The following is a 24,770-nucleotide window of genomic DNA, read 5'->3' as shown; positions in this document are numbered from 1 at the left end:
GCCGGTCGGCCCGATCGGGGCCGGCGGGAGAGACCTCCGGGTACTGACACATCTGCCAGTAGCACCGGAGGAACACACGCATGGACGTCCCCTTCTGGATCTGGGCGGTCACGATCGCCGCGATCGTCGGGATGCTGGTCTTCGACTTCGTCGGCCACGTCCGGACCCCGCACGCGCCCTCGCTGAAGGAAGCCGCCACCTGGTCGGCGGTCTACGTCGGGATCGCGGTCGTCTTCGGCCTGCTGGTCCTGTGGTTCGGCGGCGCCACACCGGGCAGCGAGTACTTCGCCGGGTACATCACCGAGAAGAGCCTCTCGGTGGACAACCTCTTCGTGTTCGTGCTGATCATGGCCAGCTTCGGCGTGCCCCGGATCGCCCAGCAGAAGGTGCTGCTGTTCGGCATCACCTTCGCGCTGGTGCTGCGCACGATCTTCATCCTGGTCGGCGCCGCGGCCATCGAGAACTTCAGCTGGGTCTTCTGGATCTTCGGCGGCATCCTGATCTACACCGCCTGGGTGCAGGCCCGCAGCGGCGGCCACAACGGTGACGAGGCCTACGAGGAGAACGCCGTCCTCCGCCTGGTCCGCCGCGTCGTGCCGACCACCGAGGAGCACCACGACGACAAGATGACCGTGAAGCTGCAGGGCAAGCGGTACATCACCCCGCTGGCCATCGCGCTCATCGCCATCGGCACCGCCGACATCATCTTCGCCGTCGACTCGATCCCGGCCATCTTCGGGCTGACCCAGGACACCTACCTGGTCTTCGCCGCCAACGCCTTCTCGCTGCTGGGCCTGCGCCAGCTGTTCTTCCTCATCGACGGCCTGCTCGACCGGCTGGTGTACCTGGCCTACGGCCTCGCCGTGATCCTCGCCTTCATCGGCGCCAAGCTCGTCATCCACGCGATGCACACCAACGAGCTGTCCTGGCTCAACGGCGGCGAGCACATCACCGCGATCCCGGAGATCCCGACCTGGCTGTCGCTGGTGGTCATCCTGGTCACCCTGCTGGTGACGACGGTGGCCAGCCTGCGGCACGACCGCAAGGTCCGCGAGCGCCGTCGGGCCCGCGACGCCGCAGCGGCGCCGGCCGACCCCAGCGCCGTCGCGGCGCCCGCCGCCCCGGCGACCGCCCGCGAGGCGGTCGAGGACGACGGCGCCCGGGCCGGCGACGACCCGGACGCCGAGCGCGTCGGCCCGGTGGCCGGGCGGTGACCGCCGCCCCGACGGTCGTCGACTCCTGCCTCGATCGGGCCGACGTCACGCAGCTGCTGCGGTCGCCGGACCGGCCGGTCGACGGGCTGACCGACGTCCTCGGCCTGCTCGACGACCTCTCCGCGCTCGGCCGGGTGGTCGACGGGGTGGCCCGCCGGCTGGACGCGGTGCACGGGCTGCGGGCCGGTGAGCTGCAGGCCCTGGTCGCCGTCGCCGAGGGCGCGGCCCACCCCCGGGCCGTCGCCCGCCGCACCGGCCAGGTCGACGAGGCCGGCGCGGCGACGGTCGGCTCGCTGGTGCAGCGCGGGCTGCTGCAGCGCCACCGGCACCCCGCCTCACCCGCCGACGAGGCCCCGCTGGTGCACCTCACCGAGGCCGGCCGGGTCGTCCTGGCGCAGGCCGAGGGCCTGCAGATCCGGGCGCTGGCCGCCCTGGTCCAGCAGCTCGGGGACGTCGAGGCGGCCAGCCTGCGGACGACGGTGTCGGCGCTCGGGTCAGCCCTCGCCGAGGATCGTCCGGCGGCCCCGGCGCTGCGGACCGTGCCCCCGCCCGACGCCTGACCCCGGCGGCCGGCGGGGGGCGTCCAACGCGCTCCCCGCCGGTGCCCGCACCGGGTGGCCGGGCCGTCCCGGGCGACGAACAAGTTGGCCGGTGCACCTCACAGCGGGGCCGTAGAGTGCCCTCCCGTGGAGCTCCCCGTCTGGTTCGAGATCGCGACGTTCGTGGGGCTCACCGTCCTGCTCCTCGCGGACCTCGCCCTCGTCGTCCGCCGCCCGCACGAGCCCTCCGTGAAGGAGGCCACCGCGTGGGTGGTCTTCTACGTGAGCCTCGCCCTGATCTTCGGCGGGATCCTGTTCGCGGTGACGAACGGGACCTTCGCGACGGAGTTCTACGCCGGCTGGCTGACCGAGTACTCGCTCTCGGTCGACAACCTGTTCGTCTTCGTGATCATCATGGCCCGCTTCCAGGTGCCCCGGAGGCTGCAGCAAGAGGTCCTGATGGTCGGGATCATCATCGCGCTGGTGCTCCGCGGCCTGTTCATCCTGGCCGGCGCCGCGGTCATCGAGCGCTTCATCTGGGTGTTCTTCCTCTTCGGCGCCTTCCTCGTCTACACCGCGATCAACCTGGTCCGGCACCGCGAGGAGGACGAGGACTACGAGGAGAACGGCTTCATCCGGCGGATGCGCAAGGTCCTGCCGATGACCCAGGACTTCCACGACAGCAAGATCCGGGTCGTCCAGGACGGCAAGAAGCTGTGGACGCCGATGATCGTGGTGTTCCTCGCCCTGGGCACCACCGACCTGCTGTTCGCGCTGGACAGCATCCCGGCGATCTTCGGCCTCACCCGCGAGCCGTTCATCGTCTTCACCGCGAACATCTTCGCGCTGATGGGCCTGCGCCAGCTGTACTTCCTGCTCGGCGGCCTGCTCAAGCGGCTGGTCTACCTGTCGCTCGGCCTCGCCGTGATCCTCGCCTTCATCGGCGTGAAGCTGATCCTCGAGGCGCTGCACGAGAACCAGTACCCGTTCGCCGGCGAGCGCGAGCCGCTGGAGAGCGTCCCGGCGATCCCGACCTGGCTGTCGCTGACGGTGATCCTCGTCGTCCTGGTGGTCGCCACCGTCGCGAGCCTGCTGAAGACCCGCGGCCAGACGGCGGAGGACGCCCCCGCGCAGGTCGCCGAGGGTGAGTCCCCGGTCGGCACCGAGACGACGGGTCGCCCGGCCCCCGCGCCGGACGCCCAGGACGGCCCCGGCGCACCCGGAGGTGACGCTGGTCGCACCGGCGGCTCCTCGGCGCGCGGTGTCCCCGGTGCGCGCCGAGACTGAGCGGGCCCGCTGAGCAAGCGGCGGGCGTCTCCACGGGGGAACGAGAAGACATGCCCGCCGGCCTCTATGGCAGCAGCACCACCCAGAACATCCCGCGCGTGGCGATCACCGAGGCGATCGGCACCTACCTGCTCGTCCTGGCCGGCACCTCGGTCGCCGTCGCCGCCCTGCTGGACCAGCCGATCGCCGGTGGGACCGCCGACTCGCTGGCCATCGCGCTGGCGTTCGGCCTCGCGCTGGTCGCGCTGGTCAACGCCCTCGGGCACGTCTCGGGGGCCCACCTCAACCCGGCGGTCACGGTCGCCCTCGCGGTGAGCGGGGCCTTCCCGTGGCGGTACGTGCCCACCTACGTGGTCAGCCAGCTCCTCGGCGCCGTCCTGGCCAGCCTGACCGTGTGGCTGACCTACGGCGACGCCGCCCGGGACGACGCCTCGCTGGCCGCCACCCTGCCCGGTGGCGGGGTCAGCACCCTCACGGTGTTCGTGATCGAGGCGGTCGTGACCTTCTTCCTGGTGCTGGTCATCGTGTCGGTGGCCACCGACAGCCGGGTCGCCAAGGCGTCGGCCGGGCTGGCCGTCGGCGTCACCCTGGCGGTCTGCGTGCTGGTCGCCGGGCCGCTGTCCGGGGGTGCGGTCAACCCCGCCCGGGCGCTCGGCCCGATGCTCGTCGCCGGTGAGTTCGACGGCGTGTGGGCGTACGTCCTCGGCCCGCTGGTCGGCGGCGTGCTGGCCGCGCTGCTGTACGCCGGGTTCCTCTCCCTGGGGCAGGACCCGGCGCAGGACGAGGACGCGGGGGCTGCCCGGTCCTGAGCCCGCGGCTCAGCGCGGGGGGACCGTCCCTGCCTCGACCGTGGCGCCACCGACGGCGACCAGCTCGCCGTCCCGCCACACCTCGCGCACCCGGCCCGCCAGCCCGGTGAGGTCGCCGGCGTCGCCGTCCAGGACGACGACGTCGGCGCGCTTGCCGGGCTCCAGGCTGCCCAGCTGGTCGGCCACGCCGAGCAGCTCGGCGGCCGACAGCGTGGCCGCGTGCCAGGCCTGCTCGGGGCGCATCCCGCAGCCGGCCATCAGGCCGAGCTCGGACAGGTTGTCGCCGTGCGGGCCGACGCCGCTGTCGGTGCCCATCGCCACCTTGACCCCGGCCGCGATCGCCCGGGACACCGAGGCATCGTGCACCGCCTGGACGGTGCGGGCCTTCTCGACGACCGCGGCGGGCAGCGAGGCGCCGTTGGCCACCGCGGTCAGCACCGCGCGGGGTGCGGCCAGCGTCGGCACCAGCCAGGTGCCGCGCGCCAGCATCAGCTCGATCGCCTCGTCGTCCAGGTAGATCCCGTGCTCGATGGACCGGATGCCCGCGCGGACGGCGGCCTTGATGCCCTCCGCGCCCTGCGCGTGCGCCATCACGAACGCGCCCGCCGCCTCGGCCTCCTCGACCAGCACGTCGAGCTCGGCCGGGCGGAAGTGCGGGTGCCGCGGGTCGTCCCGGGCGGAGAGGACGCCGCCGCTGGTGGCCACCTTGATGACGTCGGCGCCGGCGCGGAACAGCTCGCGCACGGTGCGGCGCATCTCGTCGGGGCCGTCGACGACGGTGTCCGGCCGGCCGGGGTGCGGGCCCATCAGCGGGACCTCGGCGCCGCAGACGTGCCAGCCGTCGCCGTGCCCACCGGTCTGGGACAGCATGCTGATCGCGATCTGCATCCGGGGGCCGGCGACCAGGCCGTTGCGCACCGCCTCGGCGACCCCCAGGTCGGCACCGCCGGCGTCCCGGACGTTGGTGATGCCCAGGGCCAGGGTGCGGCGCAGGTTGTGCACGGCCTCGTAGAAGCCGTAGCTGAACGGGGTCTGCAGGTGCCGCAGCGTGTCGACGCCGCTCAGCATCACGTGCACGTGGCAGTCGAACAGCCCCGGCAGCACGCTGGCGCCGGTGCAGTCGACGACCTCGTCGCCGTCCAGGCCGGTGCCGACCTCGACGAGGAGGCCGTCCTCCACCGCCACGTCGGCGGGGGCCGCGGGGCTCCCGGTGCCGTCGAGGACCTGCCCACCGGTGAACACCCGTCGCGTCATCTCCGCACCCTAACCGCCTCGTTAGCGCCGCTCAGGACAAGGCGGCCGGGCGGTGCGGACGTGCGCCTGGTTGGCTGGCGCCCATGGCCTCCCCGACCGACGCCGGCCGCATCGCCGGCCTGGTCGGCCTCCTCTTCGGCCTGGCCGCCATGGGCAGTGCGGCGGTCGCGGTCACCCTGCCGGCCATCGCGGCCGACCTCGACCTGACCACCGGTGGCGTGTCCTGGGTGATCAGCCTCTACGCGCTGATGCTGGCGGTGGCGACCGCGGTCTACGGCCGGGTCGCCGACCTCGCCGGCATCCGGCTGCCGCTGGTCGTCGGCGTCGGCCTGATGACCGCCGGCGCGGTGCTCGGCGGCCTGGCGCCCAGCTACCCGGTGCTGCTGGGTGCCCGCCTGCTGCAGGGCATGGGCGCGGCCGCCGTCCCGGTGCTCGGCATGGCGATCGTCAGCGCCCGGTACGAGGGGACGGTGCGGACCACGGCGCTCGGGAAGGTGGCCGGGACCACCGCGGCGGTCAGCGCGCTCGGACCGCTGGCCGGCGGGCTGGTCGCCGACGTGGCGGGCTGGCGGGCGGTCGTGGTGCTGCCCGCGCTCGGGCTGCTGCTGGTGCCCGTGCTGTGGCGATCGGTCCCCACCACCGGGACAGGTGCCCGGCTGGACGTGCTGGGCGCGGTCCTGGTCGCCGGCACCGCCGCCGGCCTGGTGCTCCTCATCCAGTCCCCCTCGTCCGGCGTGGTCATCGCCACGGTCGGCGCCGCGCTGCTGGGGCTGGGGGTCCCGGCGGTCGCCGCGCGGGTGCGCCGCCGGCCGGAGGGTTTCCTGCCCCGGGCCGTCGTGCGGGAGCCGGTGGTGGTGCGCAGCGCGCTGGCCGCCTCGGCCGTCCCGGCCGCGTGGTTCGCGCTGCTGATCGCCGTCCCCGCCGTGCTGGCCGGCGAGGGGTGGACGCCGCTGCACATCGGACTCGCGCTGCTGCCCAGCGCGCTCACCGGGTTCCTCGCGCCGCGGCTGGCCGGCCCGCTGCTGGCGCGGCTGGGCCCCGCACGGTCGCTGGCCATCTCCGGGGTCACCGCCACGGTCGCGCTGCTGGTGGCCGCCCTCGGCGCCACCGCCGGCTCGGCGCCGTGGCTGGTGTCCGCCGTCGTCCTGGTGACCTTCGCCTTCGGGCTCGGCCAGCCGGCGCTGATGGCCGCGGTGGGTGGCGCGGTCCCGGTCGAAGTGCGCGGTGTGGCCCTCGGCATCGCCACCCTGGTCTTCCTGGTCGGCGGCGGCGTGGGGTCGGCCGTGGTCGGGGGCGCGGGGGAGGTGCTCGGGCTGGACCGGAGCCTGCTGCTCCTCGCCGTGCTGCCGCTGGTCGGTGCGCTGGGGCTGGTCCCCGGCATCCGGGCGGAACGCCGCGACCCGGGTGCGGTGGCCCCTTAGCGCGGCTCAGCACCGGGACGCGGACGGCGCTGGGCTAGCGTGCCGTCATGCGGCCGACCGACCTCTCCCTGCTGCGCACCCCCGGCGTCCCGACGGTCTCGCCGGACGGGGCGACCGCCGTCGTCGCCGTCTCCCGGCTCGACCTGGCCGCCGACGAGTACCGCAGCCAGCTCTGGACGGTGCCCACCGACGGCTCGGCGGCGGCCCGGCCGCTGACCCACGGCCACCGCGACTCGGCCCCGGTGTTCTCCCCCGACGGCCGGTGGCTGGCCTACCTGTCCGCGGAGCCGGCGGGCCGCCCCCAGCTGCACGTGCTGCCCACCGGTGGGGGAGCCGCCCGCCGGCTCACCGACCACCCCCTCGGGGCCGGGGGACCGGCCTGGTCGCCGGACTCCCGCCGGCTGGCGTACACCGCCCGGGTGCCGGAGGCCGGCCGCTACGGCACCGACGAGGACGTCCCGCCGGCCGCCGAGCCGCCGCGGCTGATCACCACGCTCAGCTACCGGCAGGACGACCTCGGCTTCACCGCCGACCGGCGCAGCCACGTGTTCGTCGTCGCGCTGCCGGACGACGCCGCCGACGACGGGGTGGTGCTGGACGAGCCGTTCCAGGTGACCGGTGGGGACGTCGACGACACCGACGTCACCTGGAGCCCGGACGGCGCCGAGCTCGCCTTCGTCTCCGCGCGGCACGAGGGCGCCGACCTCGACCGGGTCACCGACGTGTACGCGGTCCGGCCGGACGGGACCGGCCTGCGCCGGGTCACGGAGTCCCGGTCGGCGTGCGCGCACCCGGCCTACGACCCGGCCGGCGACACGATCTACCTCACCGCCCAGCCCGACCTCGGGCCCGAGGGCCGGGACTTCGTCGGCCGGAACACCACCCTCTGCCGGGTGCCGGCCGCCGGTGGCCCGGTCGAGCCGGTGCTCGACCCGGAGTGGCACGACCGCGGGGACGAGACCCCGGCCACCGTCCTCGCCGACGGCGCGGCGTTCGTCGGCGTCCAGCGCCGGGGTGCGGTCGAGCTGCTCCGCGTGCCGCTCGCCGGGGGCGACGCCGAGCCCCTGGTCCAGGGGCCGTACACGGTCCGCGGCATCGGGGTGGGCGGTGGCGTCGTCGTCGCCACGGTGGCGCACGACCGGTCGGCCGGTGAGCTGATCGCCGTCACCCCGGGCCGGCGCCGGCTGATCACCGGCTTCGGTGCCCCGCTGCAGGCCACCGGCCGGCTGCACCGGATGCGGGACCGGACGGCGATCGCGCCGGACGGCTACCCGGTGCACGGCTGGGTCACCACGCCGCCCGGCCCCGGGCCGCACCCGGTGCTGCTCACGGTGCACGGCGGGCCGTTCTCCCAGTACGGCTGGACGCTGTTCGACGAGACGCAGGCCTACGTCGAGGCCGGGTACGCGGTCGTGCAGTGCAACCCGCGGGGCTCCTCCGGCTACGGCCAGGCGCACGGCCGGGTGGTCAAGGAGCACATGGGCGAGCTGGACGCCGACGACGTGCTCGCGTTCCTGGACGACGCCCTGGCGGACCCCACGCTGGACGCGTCCCGGGTCGGGATCATGGGCGGCTCGTACGGCGGCTTCATGACGACGCTGCTGCTCGGCCGCACCGACCGGTTCGCCGCCGGCATCAGCGAGCGGGCGTTCAACGACCCGGTCAGCTTCGTCGGCTCGTCCGACATCGGCTTCTTCTTCGCCGACGAGTACGTCGGCACCGACCCGGAGCGGATCGCGGCCCAGTCGCCGCTGGCGCACGCGCACCGGATCACGACGCCGACGATGGTGATCCACTCGGAGGAGGACTGGCGCTGCCCGCTGGAGCAGGGCACCCGGCTCTACGTCGAGCTCAAGCGGCGCGGCGTCCCGACCGAGATGCTGCTGTTCCCGGGCGAGGGGCACGAGCTGTCCCGGACCGGGCGCCCGAAGCACCGGCAGGCCCGGCTGGAGCACGTGCTCCGGTGGTGGGGCCGCTGGCTGCCGACGGCCCGCAACAGCTCGGCGCGCGGGGCGCTGCCGGCCGGCGCCGCGCCAGCGGGCCCGCCGGCCGACGCGCGCCCGGCGGACCGGCTCACCGTGGCGGCGACCCGGGTCGGCTGAGCGTCACCGGCGGCGGCGGACCACCGCGTAGCCCAGCACGAACAGGCCCGCGGCGAGCGTCGTCCCGACCGTCCGCGCCCGGACGCTCGCCCGGACGATGCCGACCGGGTCGGGCTGCGCGAGCCGGGTGCCGAGCAGCAGGCCACCGAGCGCGGAGTCGACGCCGGCGCCCACGGTGACGATGTGCTGCGACGGGGAGTCCAGCCGGGCGGTGAGCCCCGCGTCGGCCAGCACCCCGGCGAGGTCGGCGACGTCGGCCCGGCCGGGACGGGTGCCGTTGCGGGCGGTGGCCGCCGACCGCAGGCCCTGTACGAAGCCACGGACGTCGTCGGCGACCACGTGCAGGTCACCGCTCTCGGCGGTGACCCGCACGGGCGCGCCGTCGACCTCGATCGACAGGTCGGCGGTCACGTCGAGGCGGGTCACCTCCGGGGTCATCCCTTGCTGGCGTTCTCGGCGGTGGTGATGCGCAGCGTGCCGTTGAGCCGCCAGGTGGCGCGGGGGGCGTCGGCGCCGGTCTCCCGGGGGACCTCGACGGTCATGTCGACGAACTCGTAGTTGATGGCGGCGCCCTTGCCGGTCAGGTACGCCCACATCTCCTTGCCGAGGTCGGCGAAGCTGGTGGTGTCGTGGGACTTGATGTCGCGCTCGCCGGTCGCTGCGTCGCTGTTGGTCATGCTCATGGGGTCTCCTCGATCGGTCGGTGCTCGGGTCCCGCAGGGACGGCGGCACGGTGGCCGCCGACTTGTTGTGCACTACCCGGTCGATGCGCGGCGAACCGGCGACCCGCGCCGGGACGCCCGGCGGCGCCCTGCGGGTCTAGCGTGCTGCCATGGCGCTCATCTACCCGGTCCAGGCCGACGCTCCGGAGCCCGACGAGGACACCGACCCGGACTTCGAGGAGCTCGCGGCCGACCTGTCCGACACCTGGCTGGTCGAGATCGCGGTCGGTGAGGACGGCGACGACGCCTGCTTCGGTCCGCTCACCGCCCGGGCGGCCTGGGACCTGGCCATCGACCTCGACGACCGCCGGCCCGAGTGGACCGTCTCGGTCGTGCCGCTGCACGTCGCCGGGACCGCGGAGGAGCTCGTCGAGCTGTTCGAGGACTGACCGCCCCGTCAGGACGGCGGGTGCTCGGCGAGGCAGAAGAGGTTGCCCTCGGGGTCGGCCAGCGTGGTCCACCGCACCCAGGGCACCTCGTCGAGCACGTCCCAGCGGTGCTCGGCGCCCAGCGACACGGCGCGCTCCGCCTCGGCCTCGCGGCTGCCCCAGGGGACGGTGAGGTCCAGGTGCTGCCCGGAGTGCTCCGGGCGGGGGCCGCTGCGGCGCTGGAAGAACATGGCGAAGCCGCCGTCCGGGCGGGGCGCGAGGAAGGCGTAGCCGTCCTCGCCACCAGCGACCTCGGTGTCGAGCAGGGCTGCGTAGAAGCGCGCCAGCGCGGGCGGGTCGTCGGCCTCGACGTTGACCGCGCCGAGCGTGATCGGGGTCCGTGACGTCATGCCCGGCAGGCTAGGGCCGGGGTACGACGATCCGGGCCCGCCGGCTCACCAGCCGCGGGCCCGCCACTCCGCGAGGTGCGGGCGCTCGGCGCCGAGGGTCGTGTCCCGGCCGTGGCCGGGGTACACCCAGGTGTCGTCGGGCAGCGTGCCGAACAGCCGGGTCTCGACGTCGTCGAGCAGACTGGCGAACCGGGCGGCGTCCTGCTGGGTGTTCCCGACGCCACCGGGGAACAGGCTGTCGCCGGTGAACACGTGGGTGCCCGCGCCCGCCGGGCCGCGCCAGACCAGGGCGATGGAGCCCGGGGTGTGGCCGCGCAGGTGGACGACCTCGAGCACCTGCTCGCCCACGGCCACCGTGTCGCCGTGCTGCACGGGGCGGGTCACCGGCACCGGGAGGTCGGCGGCGTCCGCCGGGTGGGCGACGGTGTCCGCCCCGGTCGCCGCGACGACCTGGGGGAGGGCGCGGTGGTGGTCCCAGTGCCCGTGGGTGGTGACCACGGTGCGCACGACGGCCCCGTCGACCAGGCCGAGCAGCGCCTCGGGCTCGGCCGCCGCGTCGACCAGCAGGGCCTCGCCGGTGGCGGTGTCGGTGAGCAGGTAGGCGTTGTTGGCCATCTCGCCCACGGCCAGCTTCCGGATGGTCAGCCCGGGGAGTTCCCGGACCTCGGCCGGCCCGCCGACCTGCACGTCCCCGGTGTACGTCTGCCCGCTCATCCCGCTCCGATCTGAGAACTGTCGGCGCCCCCGGATAGGTTCGACCGCATGGACGCTAGTGCAGGTTCCGCGCGCCCTGACCCCTCGACCGGACTCCCGGACGACGGCACCCCGGTCGACCGGTCGCTCGTCGGCGTGCCGGCCACCGAGCTCGCCGCCCGCGTCCGCTCCGGCGGGCTGTCGGCCGTCGCCGTGGTGCGTGCCCACCTCGCCCACCTGGCCGACGTGGACGCGCGGATCGGGGCCTTCCGGGTCGTCCGCACCGCGGCCGCGCTGGCCGAGGCGGCCGCCGTCGACGCCTCCCCGCACCGCGCCGAGCTGCCGCTGGCCGGGGTGCCGGTCGCGGTCAAGGACAACGTCGCGGTCGCCGGCGAGGTCGCCACCGACGGCTCGCGGGCGCACCGGCCGGCCCCGGCCTCCGCCGACCACCCCGTCGTCGCCCGCCTCCGGGCCGCGGGGGCCGTGGTCGTCGGCATCAGCCGGGTGCCCGAGCTGTGCCTCTACTCCGCGACCGACGGCCCCGGCACCGTCACCCGCAACCCCTGGGACACCGCCCGGTCCTCCGCCGGGTCCAGCGGCGGCAGCGCGGCCGCGGTCGCCGCCGGGGTCGTCCCGCTGGCGCACGGCAACGACGGCATGGGGTCGCTGCGGCTGCCGGCCGCCGCCTGCGGCCTGGTCACCCTCAAGCCCGGCTCCGGGGTCGTCCCGGCCGGCATCGGCGCCGACAGCTGGTCGGGGATGGCGGAGAACGGCGTGCTGGCCACCACCGTCGCCGACCTCGCCACCGGGTTCGCGGTCCTGGCCGGCACGCCGGTGGTCGCCCCGGTCGCCCCGGCGCGGCCGCTGCGGGTCGCCGTCTCCACCCGCTCGCCGGTGCCCGGCACCCGGCTGGACGCCGCCGGGCGGTCGGCCGTCGACGCGGTGGCCGCCGAGCTCGAGGCGGCCGGGCACACCGTCGTCCGCGCCGAGCCGGTGGTCACCCCGGCCGCGGCCCTGGGCACCGTCGCCCGGTGGCTGGCCGGCGCCGACGCCGACGCCGAGGCGCTCGACCTGGACCGCGCGGCGATGGAGCCCCGCAGCCGCACGCACGCGCGGCTGGGCCGCTGGGTCCGCCGGGCCGGGCTGGTCCGGCCGCGCACCGCGGCGGCCTTCCGGGAGCGGATGACCGGCTTCTTCGCCGACGTCGACGTGCTGCTCACCCCGGTGGTGGCAGGGCTGCCGCTGGCCGCCCGGCCGTGGCACGAGCGCGGGTTCCTGGCCAACGTCACGGCGAACGCCCGATGGGCGCCGTGGGTCTCGGCCTGGAACCTGGCCGGGCTGCCGGCGCTGGTGCTGCCCGCCGGGCCGGGGCGGGAGGGCCTGCCCACCTCGGTCCAGCTGGTCGGACCGGCAGGGTCCGAGACGCGACTACTCTGGCTGGCCGGAGAGCTGGAACGCCGGCAGCCCTGGCGGCGGCACGCACCGGTCTTCGACCCCACCGAGCCCGCCGGCGTCCCGACCGGCTGACCGGCACCGTCGCCGGTCACCGTCGAGCTCCCGGGGCGGCGGGGAGACCGAGCCGACACCGACCGCCGGGAAGCGCCCCCACCGGCCCACCGTTCGACCTGGGGATGCACGACCCACGGCCCCCGCTCCGCCCCGTACCACCGGTCCCCGCCTCCCGGGGCAGCGACCACTCCCGAACCACTGCGACCGACAGGGATCACATGGACCGGCTCGTCGTCCGCGGCGCCCGCGAGCACAACCTCAAGGACGTCCACCTCGACCTGCCCCGCGACGCGATGATCGTGTTCACGGGGCTCTCCGGCTCGGGCAAGTCCAGCCTGGCCTTCGACACGATCTTCGCCGAGGGCCAGCGCCGGTACGTGGAGTCGCTGTCGGCCTACGCCCGCCAGTTCCTCGGCCAGATGGACAAGCCGGACGTCGACTTCATCGAGGGGCTGTCCCCGGCGGTGTCGATCGACCAGAAGTCGACCAACCGCAACCCGCGGTCGACCGTCGGCACGATCACCGAGGTCTACGACTACCTGCGCCTGCTCTACGCCCGCGCCGGTCAGCCGCACTGCCCGAACTGCGGCAAGCCGATCTCGCGGCAGACCCCGCAGCAGATCGTCGACCAGGTGCTGGCCATGGAGGAAGGCACCCGGTTCCAGGTGCTCGCCCCGGTCGTGCGGGCCCGCAAGGGCGAGTACGTCGACCTGTTCAGCTCGCTGCAGACCCAGGGCTTCTCCCGGGTCCGGGTCGACGGCACCGTGCACTCGCTGACCGAGCCGCCGAAGCTCAAGAAGCAGGAGAAGCACACGATCGAGGTGATCGTCGACCGGCTCACCGTCAAGGACAGCGCCAAGCGCCGGCTCACCGACTCGGTCGAGACCGCGCTGGGCCTGGCCGGCGGGCTGGTGGTGCTCGACTTCGTCGACCTCGCCGAGGGCGACACCCACCGGGAGCGCACCTTCTCCGAGCACCTGGCCTGCATCGACGACGGCCTGTCGTTCGAGGCGCTGGAGCCGCGGTCGTTCTCCTTCAACTCCCCGTTCGGCGCCTGCCCCGAGTGCACCGGCATCGGCACCCGCAAGGAGGTCGACCCCGACCTCGTCGTGCCCGACCCGCAGAAGAGCCTCGGCGAGGGCGCGATCGCCCCGTGGTCGACGTCGATGAGCAACGAGTACTTCCAGCGGCTGCTCGGCGGGCTCGCCGACATGCTGGGCTTCTCGATGAAGACGCCGTGGGAGCAGCTGCCGGCCAAGGTGCAGAAGGCGGTGCTGCACGGGTCCCCGGACCAGGTGCACGTCCGCTACAAGAACCGCTACGGCCGCGAGCGCAGCTACTACGCCGCCTTCGAGGGCGTCCTGCCCTTCCTCGAGCGCCGGCACGAGGACACCGACAGCGAGTTCATGAAGGACAAGTACGAGGGCTACATGCGGGACGTCCCGTGCCCCGTCTGCCACGGCACCCGGCTCAAGCCGGAGATCCTCGCGGTCAAGCTCAACGGCCGCTCCATCGCCGAGGTCACCGGGCTCTCCATCGGCGACGCCTCCGAGTGGCTGAACGCGCTGGAGCTGGGGGAGCGGGAGCGGGCGATCGCCGTCCAGGTGCTCCGCGAGATCCAGGCCCGGCTCTCCTTCCTGGTCTCCGTCGGCCTGGACTACCTGTCCCTGGACCGTCCGGCCGCCACGCTGGCCGGTGGTGAGGCGCAGCGCATCCGGCTGGCCACCCAGATCGGGTCCGGGCTGGTCGGCGTCCTCTACGTCCTCGACGAGCCGTCGATCGGGCTGCACCAGCGGGACAACGTCCGGCTGATCGAGACGCTGGTCCGGCTGCGCGACATGGGGAACACGCTGATCGTCGTCGAGCACGACGAGGACACCATCAAGCAGGCCGACTGGATCGTCGACATCGGTCCCGGCGCCGGCGAGCACGGCGGCGAGGTGGTGGTCAGCGGCACCTACGAGGACCTGCTCGCCAGCGAGCGGTCCATCACCGGCCAGTACCTCTCCGGCCGCCGGGAGATCACCATCCCCAAGGACCGGCGGGTGCCCACCCCGGGCCGCGAGCTCGTGGTCAAGGGCGCCCGGGAGAACACCCTGCGCGGCATCGACGTGGCGTTCCCGCTCGGCGTCTTGGTCGCGGTCACCGGCGTCTCCGGCTCGGGCAAGTCCAGCCTGGTCAACGACATCCTCTACACGACCCTGGCCAACGAGCTGAACCGCGCCCGGATGGTGCCCGGCCGGCACCGCACGATCACCGGCCTGGACCAGCTGGACAAGGTCGTCGGCGTCGACCAGTCGCCGATCGGCCGCACCCCGCGGTCCAACCCGGCCACCTACACCGGGGTGTGGGACCACGTCCGCAAGCTGTTCGCCAGCACGTCGGAGGCGAAGGTCCGCGGCTACCAGCCCGGCCGGTTCTCCTTCAACGTCAAGGGCGGGCGCTGCGAGGCCTGCTCCGGCGACGGCACCCTGAAGATCGAGATGAACTTCCTGCCCGACGTCTACGTCCCCTGCGAGGTGTGCAAGGGCGCCCGGTTCAACCGGGAGACCCTCGAGGTGCACTACAAGGGCAAGACGGTCGCCGAGGTGCTGGACATGCCGATCGAGGAGGCCGCGGACTTCTTCGAGGCCATCCCGGCGATCTCCCGGTACCTGCGCACGCTCACCGAGGTCGGGCTGGGCTACGTCCGCCTCGGCCAGCCGGCGACCACCCTCTCCGGTGGCGAGGCGCAGCGCGTCAAGCTCGCCAGCGAGCTGCAGAAGCGCTCCAACGGCCGGACGATCTACGTGCTCGACGAGCCCACGACCGGGCTGCACTTCGAGGACATCAACAAGCTCCTCAAGGTCGTCCAGGGCCTGGTCGACAAGGGCAACTCGGTCATCGTCATCGAGCACAACCTCGACGTCATCAAGAGCGCCGACTGGCTCATCGACATGGGCCCCGAGGGTGGCTTCCGCGGCGGCATGGTGGTGGCCGAGGGGACCCCGGAGTTCGTCGCCGGGGTGCCGGAGAGCCACACCGGGAAGTTCCTCGCGCAGATCCTCGACCCGGCCGCCGTCGCCGCGGCCGCCGCACCGAAGAAGCGCACCCGCAAGAAGCCGGCCCTGGCCGCGGCGGTCGCCGAGCAGGCCAGCTGACCGCCGAGCAGGCCAGCTGACCGCCGAGCAGGCCAGCTGACCGCCTCGCCGGCCGGCACGCCGACCGGCTGACCGGGCGGAGGGAGCGCCCCCCGCCCGGTCGTTCGGCCGCCCCAGGTCACGCCTCGGTGCCGATCGCGGCACCAGGTTCACGGACGGCGTCCGGCTGTGGTTGCCTGACTCCCCGTGAGCAGCGCAGCCGCAGGAGGCGCACCCCCGTGCCGATGAGCCGCAGGACCTTCCTCGCCGGCAGCCTCGCGGCGCCGGCCCTGGCCACGCTGTCCGCGTGCGCCGGCACCGTCGTCCAGCCCGGGGACCTCTCCCGGCTGCGGATGATGGTCCCGGCCAGCCCGGGCGGCGGCTGGGACACCACCGCCCGCACCCTGCAGCGGGTGATCCAGCAGGCCGGGGTCGCCCGCAACGTGCAGGTGTTCAACGTCGAGGGCGCCGGCGGCACCATCGGCCTGGGGCAGCTGGCCCGCGAGGACGACGACGCGTTGCTGATGATGATGGGCCTGGTCATGGTGGGCGCTGTCGACACCAACGACTCCCGCACCCGGCTGGACGACGTCACCCCGATCGCCCAGCTGATCGGCGAGACCGAGCTGCTCGTGGTGCCGGCCGAGTCGCCGTACGAGGACCTGGCGGCCTTCGTCGAGGCGTGGGCCGCGGACCCGCGCGGCACCCCGATCGCCGGCGGCTCGGCCGGTGGCACCGACCAGATCCTGGCCGGGCTGCTGGCGCAGGCGGCCGGCATCGACCCCCGCGAGGTCAACTACATCCCCTACTCGGGCGGCGGCGAGTCGCTGTCCGCGCTGCTCGGGAACCAGGTCGCCGCCGGCATCTCCGGCACCGCGGACTACGGCCCGCAGGTGGCCGCCGGTGACCTCAGGGGCCTCGCGGTCTCCACCGCCGAGCGCTCCGACCAGGTGCCCGACGTCCCGACGATCATCGAGTCCGGCTACGACGTCGAGGTGGTCAACTGGCGCGGGCTGATGGCCCGGCCCGGCATGAGCGACGACGCCCGCGACGACCTGATCGCCGTGGTGCAGGCCGCGCACGACAGCGACGAGTGGGCCGAGGCGCTGGAGAACAACGGCTGGCTGGACACCTTCCAGACCGGGGACGAGTACGGCGACTTCCTCGCCGAGGAGGAGACCCGCGTGCGCCAGGTCCTGACCGAGATCGGGTTGATCCCGTGAGCACCGCCGCCGGGCACGAGCCCGGGCCGGTGGCCGAGGAGCGCAGCAGCCGCCCGGAGCGGAACACCGGCGAGCTGGTGATGGCCGCGCTGCTCGCCGCGCTGGGCGTCTACCTGCTCGTCGACGCCGGGGCCATCGCCGTGCCGGGGTCGTCGAACACGGTCGGTCCCCGGTTCTTCCCCTACGCCGTCGGCGGGCTGACCGTGCTCACCGGCACCGCGCTGGCCCTCCGCGCGCTGCGCGGCGACCGCGGACCCTCCGACGACAGCGAGGACGTCGACCCCGACGCCCCGACCGACTGGCGGGCCGTCGCGATCATCGCCGTCGCCTTCGTCGCCCATGCGCTGCTGATCAACGTGATCGGCTGGCCGCTGGCGGTGGCGCTGATGTTCGCCGCCGTGGCCTGGGCGCTGGGCGCCGTGGGCGTCGTCCGGCCGTTCCTGATCGGCCTGCTGGTCAGCTGCGTCGTCTGGATCGTCTTCGTCAAGGCGCTCAACGTGGCGCTGCCCGGCGGCACGGTCCTCGAGTTCCTGACGGACTGGCTCTGATGGCCTTCGACGACCTGCTCGGCGGGTTCGCCGACGCCCTGACCCCGGGCAACCTGCTCTTCGCCCTGCTCGGCGTGCTGCTGGGCACCGCCGTCGGCGTGCTGCCCGGCATCGGCCCGGCCATGACCGTCGCCCTGCTGCTGCCGGCCACCTACGTGCTCGAGCCGACCAGCGCGCTGATCATGTTCGCCGGCATCTACTACGGCGGGATGTACGGCGGGTCGACGACGTCGATCCTGCTCAACACCCCCGGCGAGTCCAGCTCGATCATGACCGCGCTCGAGGGCAACCGGATGGCCAAGGCCGGCCGCGGGTCGGCCGCGCTGGCCACCGCGGCCATCGGCTCGTTCGTGGCCGGCACCATCGCCACCCTGCTGCTCGCGCTGGTCGCCCCCACCGTGGTGGACCTGGCCATCAGCGTCACCCCGGCGGACTACTTCGCGCTGGCCGTCATCGCCTTCGTCGCCGTCGCCACCGTGCTGGGCTCCTCCCCGCTGCGCGGGCTGGCCGCCCTCTGCCTGGGCCTGTACCTCGGGCTGGTGGGCACCGACGTCCTCACCGGCCAGGAGCGGTTCACCCTGGGGGTGCCGCAGTTGTCCGACGGCATCGACGTCGTCGTCGTCGCGGTGGCCCTCTTCGCGGTCGGGGAGGCGCTCTACGTGGCCTCCCGGCTGCGCCGGGGTGCGGTGCAGGTGATCGACCACAAGGGCAACTGGATGACCCGGGAGGACTTCCGGCGCTCCTGGAAGCCGTGGCTGCGCGGCACCGCGTTCGGCTTCCCGTTCGGCGCGCTGCCCGCCGGCGGTGCGGAGATCCCGACGTTCCTGTCCTACGCGACGGAGCGGAAGCTCACCAAGCACCCCGAGGAGTTCGGCAAGGGCGCCATCGAGGGCGTCGCCGGGCCGGAGGCCGCCAACAACGCCGCGGCCGCCGGCGTGCTCGTGCCGCTGCTGACCCTCGGCATCCCCACCTCGGCCACGGCGGCGATCATCCTGGCCGCCTTCCAGGGCTACGGCATCCAGCCGGGGCCGACGCTGCTCACCACCGAGGGCCCGCTGGTGTGGGCGCTGATCGCCTCGCTGCTGATCGGCAACGCGATGCTGCTGGTGCTCAACCTGCCGCTGGTGGGCGTCTGGGTGCGGCTGCTGCGCATCCCGCGGCCCTACCTGTACGCCGGCATCCTGATGTTCGCCTCGCTCGGCTCCTTCGCCGTCAACGCCGACCCGCTGGACCTGGTCCTCCTGCTCCTGCTCGGGCTGCTCGGGTTCCTGATGCGCCGGTACGGCTGGCCGGTGGCGCCCGCGGTGATCGGGCTGATCCTCGGGCCGATCGCGGAGACCAACCTGCGCCGCGCCCTGGCGATCAGCGGCGGCGACCTCGGCGTGCTGGTGGACAGCTGGTTCAGCCGGATCGTGCTGTTCCTCGCGCTGGTGGCCCTGGTGGGGCCGATCGTGCTGCGGCTGGTGAAGGGCCGCCGGTCCACGCCGGAGGAGGTCCAGCGCGACGGCCGGCTCGAGCACCGCGACGAGCGCGTCCGCACCGGCGCGGACCACCGGGACCACGCAGACCACGGGGACCACGCAGACCACCCGGACGACCCGGGGACGACGGAGCGATGAGCGGAGACGTGCAGATGGGGACGGTCGTCGTGGGGCACGTGCCCAACCCGCGGGGCGCTGCGGCGCTGGCGCACGGGGTGCAGGAGGCCCGCCGCCGCGGGGCCCGGCTGGTCGTGGTCAACAGCTCCCGCGGGGACGCGCTCGTCGACCCGGAGTACCTCCAGGGCGAGGCGCTGCGCGGGCTGAGCGACCAGCTCGCCGCCTCCGGCGTGGCGTTCGAGGTCCGCCAGCCGGTGGGCCGCGACGTCGCCGAGGAGCTCGCCGCGGTCGTCACCGAGACGGCGGCCGACCTGCTGGTCATCGGCATCCGGCACCGCTCGGCGGTCGGCAAGCTGCTGATGGGCAGCGCCGCCCAGCGCATCCTGCTGGACGTCGACTGCCCGGTGCTCGCGGTCAAGACCGCGCCGCCGGCCTGACCCCCCAGGGCATCTGCGCAGGTCGCTGACGGGGGCACCGGAGTGTCGGGGGGCCGACCTAACCTGGGGGCATGGCCGATCCGTCCACGTACCGCCCAGCGGTCGGCAGCATCCCGGAGGACCCCGGGGTCTACAAGTTCCGCGACCCCGGCGGCCGGGTCATCTACGTCGGCAAGGCCAAGAACCTCCGGCAGCGGCTGAACAGCTACTTCGCCGACGTGTGGGGGCTGCACCCGCGCACCCGGCAGATGGTCACCACCGCGTCCGCGGTGGAGTGGACCGTCGTCGGCACCGAGGTCGAGGCCCTCCAGCTCGAGTACAACTGGATCAAGGAGTTCGACCCGCGGTTCAACGTCCGCTACCGGGACGACAAGAGCTACCCCTCGCTGGCGGTCACGCTGAACGAGGAGTTCCCGCGGCTGCAGGTCATGCGCGGGCCCAAGCGCAAGGGCGTCCGCTACTTCGGGCCCTACGCGCACGCCTGGGCCATCCGGGAGACGCTGGACACCCTGACCCGGGTCTTCCCGGCCCGCACCTGCTCCAACGGCGTCTTCAAGCGCGCCGGTCAGATCGGCCGGCCGTGCCTGCTCGGCTACATCGGGAAGTGCGCGGCCCCCTGCGTCGGCCGGGTCAGCGCCGAGGAGCACCGCGAGATCGTCGACGACTTCTGCGACTTCATGGGCGGCCGCACCGAGCAGATGACCCGCCGGCTCGAGCGGCAGATGGCCGAGGCCGCCGAGGAGCTGAACTACGAGAAGGCCGCCCGGCTGCGCGACGACCTCGGTGCGCTGCGCCGGGCGCTGGAGAAGCAGGCCGTCGTCCTCGGCGACGGCACCGACGCCGACGTCGTGGCGTTCGCCCAGGACGAGCTGGAGGCCGCCGTCCAGGTGTTCCACGTCCGCGGCGGCCGGGTCCGCGGCCAGCGCGGCTGGATCATCGACAAGGTCGAGGACGTCACCACCGGGCAGCTGGTCGAGCAGTTCCTGCTCCAGGTCTACGGCGGTGTCGACGAGGAGACCGGCGCGGGCGAGGTGGGGGAGGCCGTGCCGCGCGAGGTGCTGGTGCCCGAGCTCCCCGAGGACGCCGAGGTCTACGCCGAGCTGCTCAGCGAGCTGCGCGGGTCGCGGGTGTCGCTGCGGGTGCCCCAGCGCGGCGACAAGCGCAACCTGATGGAGACGGTGGAGCGCAACGCCAAGGAGTCCTTCGCCCGGCACCGGGTCAAGCGCGCCAGCGACCTCACCGCGCGGTCGATGGCGCTGTCGGAGATCCAGGAGGCCCTGGACCTCGCCGACGCCCCGCTGCGCATCGAGTGCATCGACATCTCCCACGTCCAGGGCACCAACGTGGTGGCCAGCATGGTGGTGTTCGAGGACGGCATGGCCAAGAAGTCCGACTACCGCCGGTTCTCCGTCGCCCAGGGCACCGACGACACCGCCGCGATGGCCGAGGTCGTCCGCCGGCGGTTCGCCCGGCACCTCAAGGAGGAGGCCGACCGCCGCGACGAGCAGGGCGTCGCCGCGGAGGAGGGCCGGCCGCGCCGGTTCGCCTACCCGCCGAACCTGCTGGTCGTCGACGGCGGCGCCCCGCAGGTGGCCGCCGCCAGCCGGTCGCTCGCCGAGCTGGGCGTCGTCGACGTCGCCGTCTGCGGCCTGGCCAAGCGGATGGAGGAGGTGTGGCTGCCCGACGACCCCGACCCGGTCATCCTGCCGCGCACCTCCGAGGCGCTGTACCTGCTGCAGCGGATCCGGGACGAGGCGCACCGGTTCGCCATCACCTACCACCGGCAGAAGCGATCCAGCACCATGCTGGTGTCGCTCCTGGACGACGTCCCGGGGCTGGGCGACACCCGGCGGAAGGCGCTGATGAAGCAGTTCGGATCTCTCAAGCGGTTGCGCGCGGCCTCGGTCGAGGAGCTCACCGCCGTCCCCGGCATCGGCCGGCGGACCGCCGAGGCGGTGCTGGCCGCGGTCGCCGAGCCGGTCCAGGCCGGTGCCGACCCCGACCGGGTGGCCGAGGACGCCGTCGAGCTGGAGGTCGCGCCGGTGGGCGCCGGCACCCCGGCCCGGGTGGTCCGCGGTCCCGAGGCGGGGGAGAGCGCCGAGATCGGCCGGGTCCACCAGGTCGAGGGGAGCGGCGCGTGAGCGGCGGTCCGCAGGCCGGGGAGCCCACCGCCGACCCGGCCCACTCTGACCCGGCACACAGCGACCCGGCACCCACCGACGCCGCCCACGCCGACCCGGCACACAGCGACGCCGCACTCACCGACCCGGCACCCGCGGGTCCGCAGGGCGACGTCCCGCCCTCGGCCGACGGGTCGAGCACCGAGCTGGCCCCGCTCGACGTCGTCGTGGTCACCGGGCTGTCCGGTGCGGGCAAGAACAGCGCCGGGCGGGTGCTGGAGGACCTGGGCTTCTTCGTGGTCGACAACCTGCCGCCGGCGCTGCTGCAGCCCATGGTGGAGCTCGGTGCCCGCGGCGACCTCCGCCGGTTCGCCGCGGTGGTCGACGTGCGGAGCCGCGCCTTCTCCAGCGACCTGCAGGAGTCCATCCGGCAGCTGGCCGACGCCGGCCACCGGCCCCGGGTCGTCTACGTGCACGCCCGCAACGAGGTGCTCGTCCGCCGCTACGAGTCGGTCCGCCGCGAGCACCCGCTGCAGGGCACCGGCCGGCTCATCGACGGCATCGACGCCGAGCGCGAGCTGCTCACCGGCATCGCCGGCGAGGCCGACCTGTGGATCGACACCAGCGACCTCAACGTCCACCAGCTGCGGGCCACGCTGGAGTCGGCCTTCGTCGAGGACGGCGCCCCGCCCCAGGTGGTCGCCACCGTGCTCAGCTTCGGCTTCAAGTACGGCCTGCCGCTGGACGCCGACCTGGTCGTCGACGCCCGGTTCCTGCCCAACCCGCACTGGGTCCCCGAGCTGCGCCCGATGAACGGCCGGGACAGCGAGGTGCGCGACTACGTGCTGGGCCAGGACGACGCCCCGGCGTTCCTGGACCGGTACACCGAGGTGCTGCGGCTGCTGCTGCCCGGCTACCGGCGCGAGGGCAAGCGCTACCTGACGCTGGCGGTCGGCTGCACCGGCGGCAAGCACCGCAGCGTGGCCATCGCCGAGGAGTTCGCCCGCCGGCTCACCGAGGAGGGCGTGCCCGCCACCGCCCGGCACCGCGACCTGGGGCGGGAGTGACGTTGCCCGAGCTGCCCGGCGACGAGGCGGTCCGGCTGGCGCCGCCACCGCCCGTCCCGGTGCCCGTCGGCGGCGACCGCCGCTCGGCCGACCGGCTGCGGGTGGTGGCGATGGGCGGCGGGCACGGGCTCGCGGCCGCGCTGGCCGCCTGGCGCCGGCTGACCCGGGAGCTGACCGCGGTGGTCACCGTCGCCGACGACGGGGGCTCCTCCGGCCGGATCCGGCGCGAGATGCCGGTGCTGCCCCCGGGCGACCTGCGGATGGCGCTGGCCGCGCTGGCCGGCGAGCACCCGCGCACCCAGGAGGTGGCCCGGCTGCTGCAGCACCGCTTCGGCGGCAGCGGCGTCCTGGCCGGCCACCCGGTCGGCAACCTGATGCTCACCGGGCTCACCGAGATGCACGGCGGTGACAGCGTGCGTGCGCTGGGCGTGCTCGAGGAGCTGCTCGGCGCCCAGGGCCGGGTGCTGCCGATGGCCGAGGTGCCGCTGGACCTGGTGGCCACGGTCGTCAGCACCGACCCCGACGACCCGGAGGAGACCCGGCGGATCCGGGGCCAGGTCGCGATCGCCTCGACCCCGGGCCGGGTCCGCGACATCCGCGTCTCGCCGGCCGACCCCCCGGTGCCCCCGGCGGTGCTGCGGGCGATCGCCGAGGCGGACGTGGTCAGCCTCGGCCCCGGCTCCTGGTACACCTCCGTGCTGCCCCACCTGCTGGTCCCGCAGCTGCGCCAGGCGCTGCAGGACAGCCCGGCGAAGATGGTGGTCGTGCTCAACCTGGAGCCCCAGGCGGGGGAGACCGACGGCTTCTCCCCGGAGGAGCACCTGGGGGTCCTGCTGGCACATCTGGGGGGCGTGTCGTTGCACACTGTCATCGCCGATGCCGCTGCGGTTGTTGACCGGCGTGGTCTGCTGTCTGCTGTGCAGGGATGCGGTGCGGATCTGGTGCTCGCACCGGTGGCTGCACCCGACGGTGCACCACGGCACGATCCTGCTCGGCTCGCCGCCGCGCTGGCCTCCATGGTCGGCGCGCGGTGACCGGGCCGGGGAGGGCCGGGCACGGCGACGACGGGTGCACCGGCCGGCACACAGGGGGAAGGGAAGACCGCTCATGGCTATGACGGCGATGGTGAAGGACGAGCTCTCCCGCGTGGAGTGCACGAAGACCTCCGAACGCAAGGCCGAGGTGACGGCGCTGCTGCGCTTCTCCGGTGGCCTGCACATCGTGGGTGGCCGCGTGGTCATCGAGGCCGAGCTCGACACCGGCTCGGTGGCCAGGCGGCTGCGCCGCGACATCAGCGAGGTGTACGGCTACACCAGCGGCGTGAGCGTGCTCGCCGGCGGCAACATCCGCCGCGGCGTCCGCTACCTGGTGCGCATCGCCAAGCACGGTGAGGGGCTGGCCCGGCAGACCGGGCTGGTCGACCAGCGCGGCCGGCCGGTGCGCGGTCTGCCGCCGTCGGTCGTCTCCGGTGGCATCGGTGACGCCGAGGCAGCCTGGCGCGGGGCGTTCCTGGCGCACGGCTCCCTCACCGAGCCGGGCCGGTCGTCGTCCCTGGAGGTCACCTGCCCGGGGCCCGAGGCGGCGATGGCGCTCGTCGGCGCCGCCCGCCGGCTGGGCATCGCGGCCAAGGCCCGCGAGGTGCGCGGCACCGACCGGGTCGTCGTCCGGGACGGCGACGCCATCGGCGCCCTGCTGACCCGGATGGGCGCCCACGACGCGGTGCTCGCCTGGGAGGAGCGGCGGATGCGCCGCGAGGTGCGGGCCACCGCCAACCGACTGGCCAACTTCGACGACGCCAACCTGCGCCGGTCGGCGCGGGCCGCGGTCGCAGCGAGCGCGCGGGTCGAGCGGGCGCTGGAGATCCTCGGCGAGGACGCCCCCGAGCACCTGCTGGTCGCCGGCCGGCTGCGGCTGGAGTTCGGTCAGGCCTCGCTGGAGGAGCTCGGTCAGCGCGCCGACCCCCCGATGACCAAGGACGCTGTTGCCGGGCGCATACGGCGTCTCCTGGCGATGGCCGACAAGCGCGCGAAGGACCTCGGCATCCCGGACACGGAGTCCGTCGTCACCGACGACATGCTGGCCCAGTGACGCAAGGGTGCCGCCTCCCGTCCCGGTAGGAGGGCCGGTCCAGCGCCTCACCGGGACGTCCGCGACGTCTCTCCGGCTCAGCCGGGGAGACGTCGCGGACGTCTGTGCGGGCCCGGTGGGCCGGGGCAGGTGCGTGGTCGGGCGCCGTCCCGGGGGCCGATAGGCTGACCGCGACATGTGGCCGTGCACACGCGCGGCCGACGGCGCAGCCGGGCAACACGGCCCGGCAGCACGGTCTGGGA

At 74.4% G+C, this 24,770-nt stretch carries 22 protein-coding genes; 17 read left to right on the top strand and 5 right to left on the bottom strand.

From position 1 onward, the window contains the following. Positions 1-80 precede the first annotated feature (80 nt). From HL054_RS10310 to HL054_RS10295, 4 genes are all read left to right on the top strand, one after another. On the top strand, positions 81-1,214 hold the full coding sequence (locus tag HL054_RS10310; protein WP_369138880.1) for a TerC family protein: 1,134 nt from the start codon (positions 81-83) through the stop codon (positions 1,212-1,214). After that, positions 1,211-1,774, top strand: coding sequence for a MarR family winged helix-turn-helix transcriptional regulator (locus tag HL054_RS10305; protein ID WP_369138879.1), 564 nt, complete (start codon positions 1,211-1,213; stop codon positions 1,772-1,774). Before HL054_RS10310 ends, HL054_RS10305 begins: the two co-directional genes overlap by 4 nt. A gap of 126 nt (positions 1,775-1,900) precedes the next feature. Next, positions 1,901-3,040: a TerC family protein gene (locus HL054_RS10300; protein ID WP_369138877.1), complete on the top strand. Its 1,140-nt coding sequence runs from the start codon at positions 1,901-1,903 to the stop codon at positions 3,038-3,040. Positions 3,041-3,090: 50 nt separating this feature from the next. Further along, entirely contained in the window at positions 3,091-3,849 is a 759-nt protein-coding gene (locus HL054_RS10295) for an MIP/aquaporin family protein (protein ID WP_369138876.1), read from the top strand. 9 nt (positions 3,850-3,858) lie between these two features. On the opposite strand, the gene HL054_RS10290 is transcribed toward HL054_RS10295, so the two are convergent. After that, positions 3,859-5,103 carry a metal-dependent hydrolase family protein gene (locus tag HL054_RS10290; RefSeq protein ID WP_369138874.1) on the bottom strand — a complete coding sequence of 415 codons (1,245 nt, stop codon included), beginning with the start codon at positions 5,101-5,103 and terminating at the stop codon, positions 3,859-3,861. An 83-nt stretch (positions 5,104-5,186) separates the two neighbouring features. Here HL054_RS10290 and HL054_RS10285 point away from each other — a divergent pair, with 83 nt between their 5' ends. Both HL054_RS10285 and HL054_RS10280 read left to right on the top strand, forming a co-directional pair. Then, positions 5,187-6,524, top strand: coding sequence for an MFS transporter (locus HL054_RS10285; RefSeq protein ID WP_369138873.1), 1,338 nt, complete (start codon positions 5,187-5,189; stop codon positions 6,522-6,524). 47 nt (positions 6,525-6,571) lie between these two features. After that, the gene (locus tag HL054_RS10280; RefSeq protein WP_369138872.1) at positions 6,572-8,626 is read left to right on the top strand and encodes a S9 family peptidase; all 2,055 of its coding nucleotides are present in this window, start codon (positions 6,572-6,574) and stop codon (positions 8,624-8,626) included. 3 nt (positions 8,627-8,629) lie between these two features. Here the strand turns inward: HL054_RS10280 and HL054_RS10275 are convergent, their stop codons facing one another. Together HL054_RS10275 and HL054_RS10270 are read right to left on the bottom strand one after the other, a co-directional pair. Beyond that, positions 8,630-9,052, bottom strand: a complete 423-nt coding sequence (locus tag HL054_RS10275; protein WP_369138871.1) for a hypothetical protein — start codon at positions 9,050-9,052, stop codon at positions 8,630-8,632. A gap of 8 nt (positions 9,053-9,060) precedes the next feature. Next, positions 9,061-9,309: a hypothetical protein gene (locus HL054_RS10270; RefSeq protein ID WP_369138869.1), complete on the bottom strand. Its 249-nt coding sequence runs from the start codon at positions 9,307-9,309 to the stop codon at positions 9,061-9,063. A gap of 149 nt (positions 9,310-9,458) precedes the next feature. On the opposite strand from HL054_RS10270, the gene HL054_RS10265 reads away from it, so the two are divergent. Next, complete coding sequence (locus tag HL054_RS10265; protein WP_369138868.1) at positions 9,459-9,737, top strand: hypothetical protein; 279 nt, start codon at positions 9,459-9,461, stop codon at positions 9,735-9,737. A gap of 8 nt (positions 9,738-9,745) precedes the next feature. Here HL054_RS10265 and HL054_RS10260 read toward each other — a convergent pair whose 3' ends face one another. Both HL054_RS10260 and HL054_RS10255 read right to left on the bottom strand, forming a co-directional pair. Next, a complete protein-coding gene (locus HL054_RS10260; protein WP_369138867.1) occupies positions 9,746-10,126 on the bottom strand; it encodes a VOC family protein in 381 nt (126 codons plus the stop codon). 45 nt (positions 10,127-10,171) lie between these two features. Then, the gene (locus HL054_RS10255; protein WP_369138866.1) at positions 10,172-10,840 is read right to left on the bottom strand and encodes an MBL fold metallo-hydrolase; all 669 of its coding nucleotides are present in this window, start codon (positions 10,838-10,840) and stop codon (positions 10,172-10,174) included. 48 nt (positions 10,841-10,888) lie between these two features. Here HL054_RS10255 and HL054_RS10250 point away from each other — a divergent pair, with 48 nt between their 5' ends. The 10 genes from HL054_RS10250 to whiA all read left to right on the top strand — a co-directional run bounded on the left by HL054_RS10250 (position 10,889) and on the right by whiA (position 24,528). Next, a complete protein-coding gene (locus HL054_RS10250) occupies positions 10,889-12,346 on the top strand; it encodes an amidase (RefSeq protein WP_369138865.1) in 1,458 nt (485 codons plus the stop codon). 200 nt (positions 12,347-12,546) lie between these two features. Beyond that, positions 12,547-15,468, top strand: a complete 2,922-nt coding sequence (gene uvrA / locus HL054_RS10245; protein ID WP_369138864.1) for an excinuclease ABC subunit UvrA — start codon at positions 12,547-12,549, stop codon at positions 15,466-15,468. Between the two features lie 224 nt (positions 15,469-15,692). Next, complete coding sequence (locus HL054_RS10240; protein ID WP_369138863.1) at positions 15,693-16,670, top strand: Bug family tripartite tricarboxylate transporter substrate binding protein; 978 nt, start codon at positions 15,693-15,695, stop codon at positions 16,668-16,670. Further along, a complete protein-coding gene (locus HL054_RS10235; RefSeq protein ID WP_369138862.1) occupies positions 16,667-17,218 on the top strand; it encodes a tripartite tricarboxylate transporter TctB family protein in 552 nt (183 codons plus the stop codon). The genes HL054_RS10240 and HL054_RS10235 overlap by 4 nt, the downstream gene beginning before the upstream one ends. Beyond that, the gene (locus HL054_RS10230) at positions 17,218-18,837 is read left to right on the top strand and encodes a tripartite tricarboxylate transporter permease (protein WP_369138861.1); all 1,620 of its coding nucleotides are present in this window, start codon (positions 17,218-17,220) and stop codon (positions 18,835-18,837) included. Before HL054_RS10235 ends, HL054_RS10230 begins: the two co-directional genes overlap by 1 nt. Further along, entirely contained in the window at positions 18,834-19,253 is a 420-nt protein-coding gene (locus tag HL054_RS10225) for a universal stress protein (RefSeq protein WP_369138860.1), read from the top strand. The genes HL054_RS10230 and HL054_RS10225 overlap by 4 nt, the downstream gene beginning before the upstream one ends. Before the next feature lie 71 nt (positions 19,254-19,324). Continuing rightward, positions 19,325-21,394 (top strand): excinuclease ABC subunit UvrC, encoded by a 2,070-nt coding sequence (gene uvrC / locus HL054_RS10220; protein WP_369138858.1) that lies wholly within the window; start codon positions 19,325-19,327, stop codon positions 21,392-21,394. Further along, complete coding sequence (rapZ, locus tag HL054_RS10215) at positions 21,391-22,440, top strand: RNase adapter RapZ (protein ID WP_369138857.1); 1,050 nt, start codon at positions 21,391-21,393, stop codon at positions 22,438-22,440. The genes uvrC and rapZ overlap by 4 nt, the downstream gene beginning before the upstream one ends. 2 nt (positions 22,441-22,442) lie before the next feature. Then, a complete protein-coding gene (locus tag HL054_RS10210) occupies positions 22,443-23,474 on the top strand; it encodes a gluconeogenesis factor YvcK family protein (RefSeq protein WP_369138856.1) in 1,032 nt (343 codons plus the stop codon). 79 nt (positions 23,475-23,553) lie between these two features. Further along, positions 23,554-24,528, top strand: a complete 975-nt coding sequence (gene whiA, locus HL054_RS10205; protein ID WP_440347930.1) for a DNA-binding protein WhiA — start codon at positions 23,554-23,556, stop codon at positions 24,526-24,528. The last annotated feature ends 242 nt before the right edge of the window (positions 24,529-24,770 follow it).

It is taken from the genome of Modestobacter versicolor (assembly GCF_041028285.1).
GTDB classification, from domain to species: Bacteria; Actinomycetota; Actinomycetes; order Mycobacteriales; family Geodermatophilaceae; genus Modestobacter; species Modestobacter versicolor_A.
The sequence above is the reverse complement of the archived record's forward strand: the minus strand, read 5'-3'. Positions and strand labels throughout refer to the sequence as shown.

Bases quoted from the DNA above. Each gene is read 5' to 3' on its own strand.
- HL054_RS10310 (WP_369138880.1), top strand. From the start codon at position 81: ATGGACGTCCCCTTCTGGATCTGGGCGGTCACGATCGCCGCGATCGTC.
- HL054_RS10295 (WP_369138876.1), top strand. From the start codon at position 3,091: ATGCCCGCCGGCCTCTATGGCAGCAGCACCACCCAGAACATCCCGCGC.
- HL054_RS10290 (WP_369138874.1), bottom strand. From the start codon at position 5,103: ATGACGCGACGGGTGTTCACCGGTGGGCAGGTCCTCGACGGCACCGGG.
- HL054_RS10285 (WP_369138873.1), top strand. From the start codon at position 5,187: ATGGCCTCCCCGACCGACGCCGGCCGCATCGCCGGCCTGGTCGGCCTC.
- HL054_RS10280 (WP_369138872.1), top strand. From the start codon at position 6,572: ATGCGGCCGACCGACCTCTCCCTGCTGCGCACCCCCGGCGTCCCGACG.
- HL054_RS10270 (WP_369138869.1), bottom strand. From the start codon at position 9,309: ATGAGCATGACCAACAGCGACGCAGCGACCGGCGAGCGCGACATCAAG.
- HL054_RS10265 (WP_369138868.1), top strand. From the start codon at position 9,459: ATGGCGCTCATCTACCCGGTCCAGGCCGACGCTCCGGAGCCCGACGAG.
- HL054_RS10260 (WP_369138867.1), bottom strand. From the start codon at position 10,126: ATGACGTCACGGACCCCGATCACGCTCGGCGCGGTCAACGTCGAGGCC.
- HL054_RS10255 (WP_369138866.1), bottom strand. From the start codon at position 10,840: ATGAGCGGGCAGACGTACACCGGGGACGTGCAGGTCGGCGGGCCGGCC.
- HL054_RS10250 (WP_369138865.1), top strand. From the start codon at position 10,889: ATGGACGCTAGTGCAGGTTCCGCGCGCCCTGACCCCTCGACCGGACTC.
- uvrA (WP_369138864.1), top strand. From the start codon at position 12,547: ATGGACCGGCTCGTCGTCCGCGGCGCCCGCGAGCACAACCTCAAGGAC.
- HL054_RS10240 (WP_369138863.1), top strand. From the start codon at position 15,693: ATGAGCCGCAGGACCTTCCTCGCCGGCAGCCTCGCGGCGCCGGCCCTG.
- HL054_RS10230 (WP_369138861.1), top strand. From the start codon at position 17,218: ATGGCCTTCGACGACCTGCTCGGCGGGTTCGCCGACGCCCTGACCCCG.
- HL054_RS10225 (WP_369138860.1), top strand. From the start codon at position 18,834: ATGAGCGGAGACGTGCAGATGGGGACGGTCGTCGTGGGGCACGTGCCC.
- uvrC (WP_369138858.1), top strand. From the start codon at position 19,325: ATGGCCGATCCGTCCACGTACCGCCCAGCGGTCGGCAGCATCCCGGAG.
- whiA (WP_440347930.1), top strand. From the start codon at position 23,554: ATGACGGCGATGGTGAAGGACGAGCTCTCCCGCGTGGAGTGCACGAAG.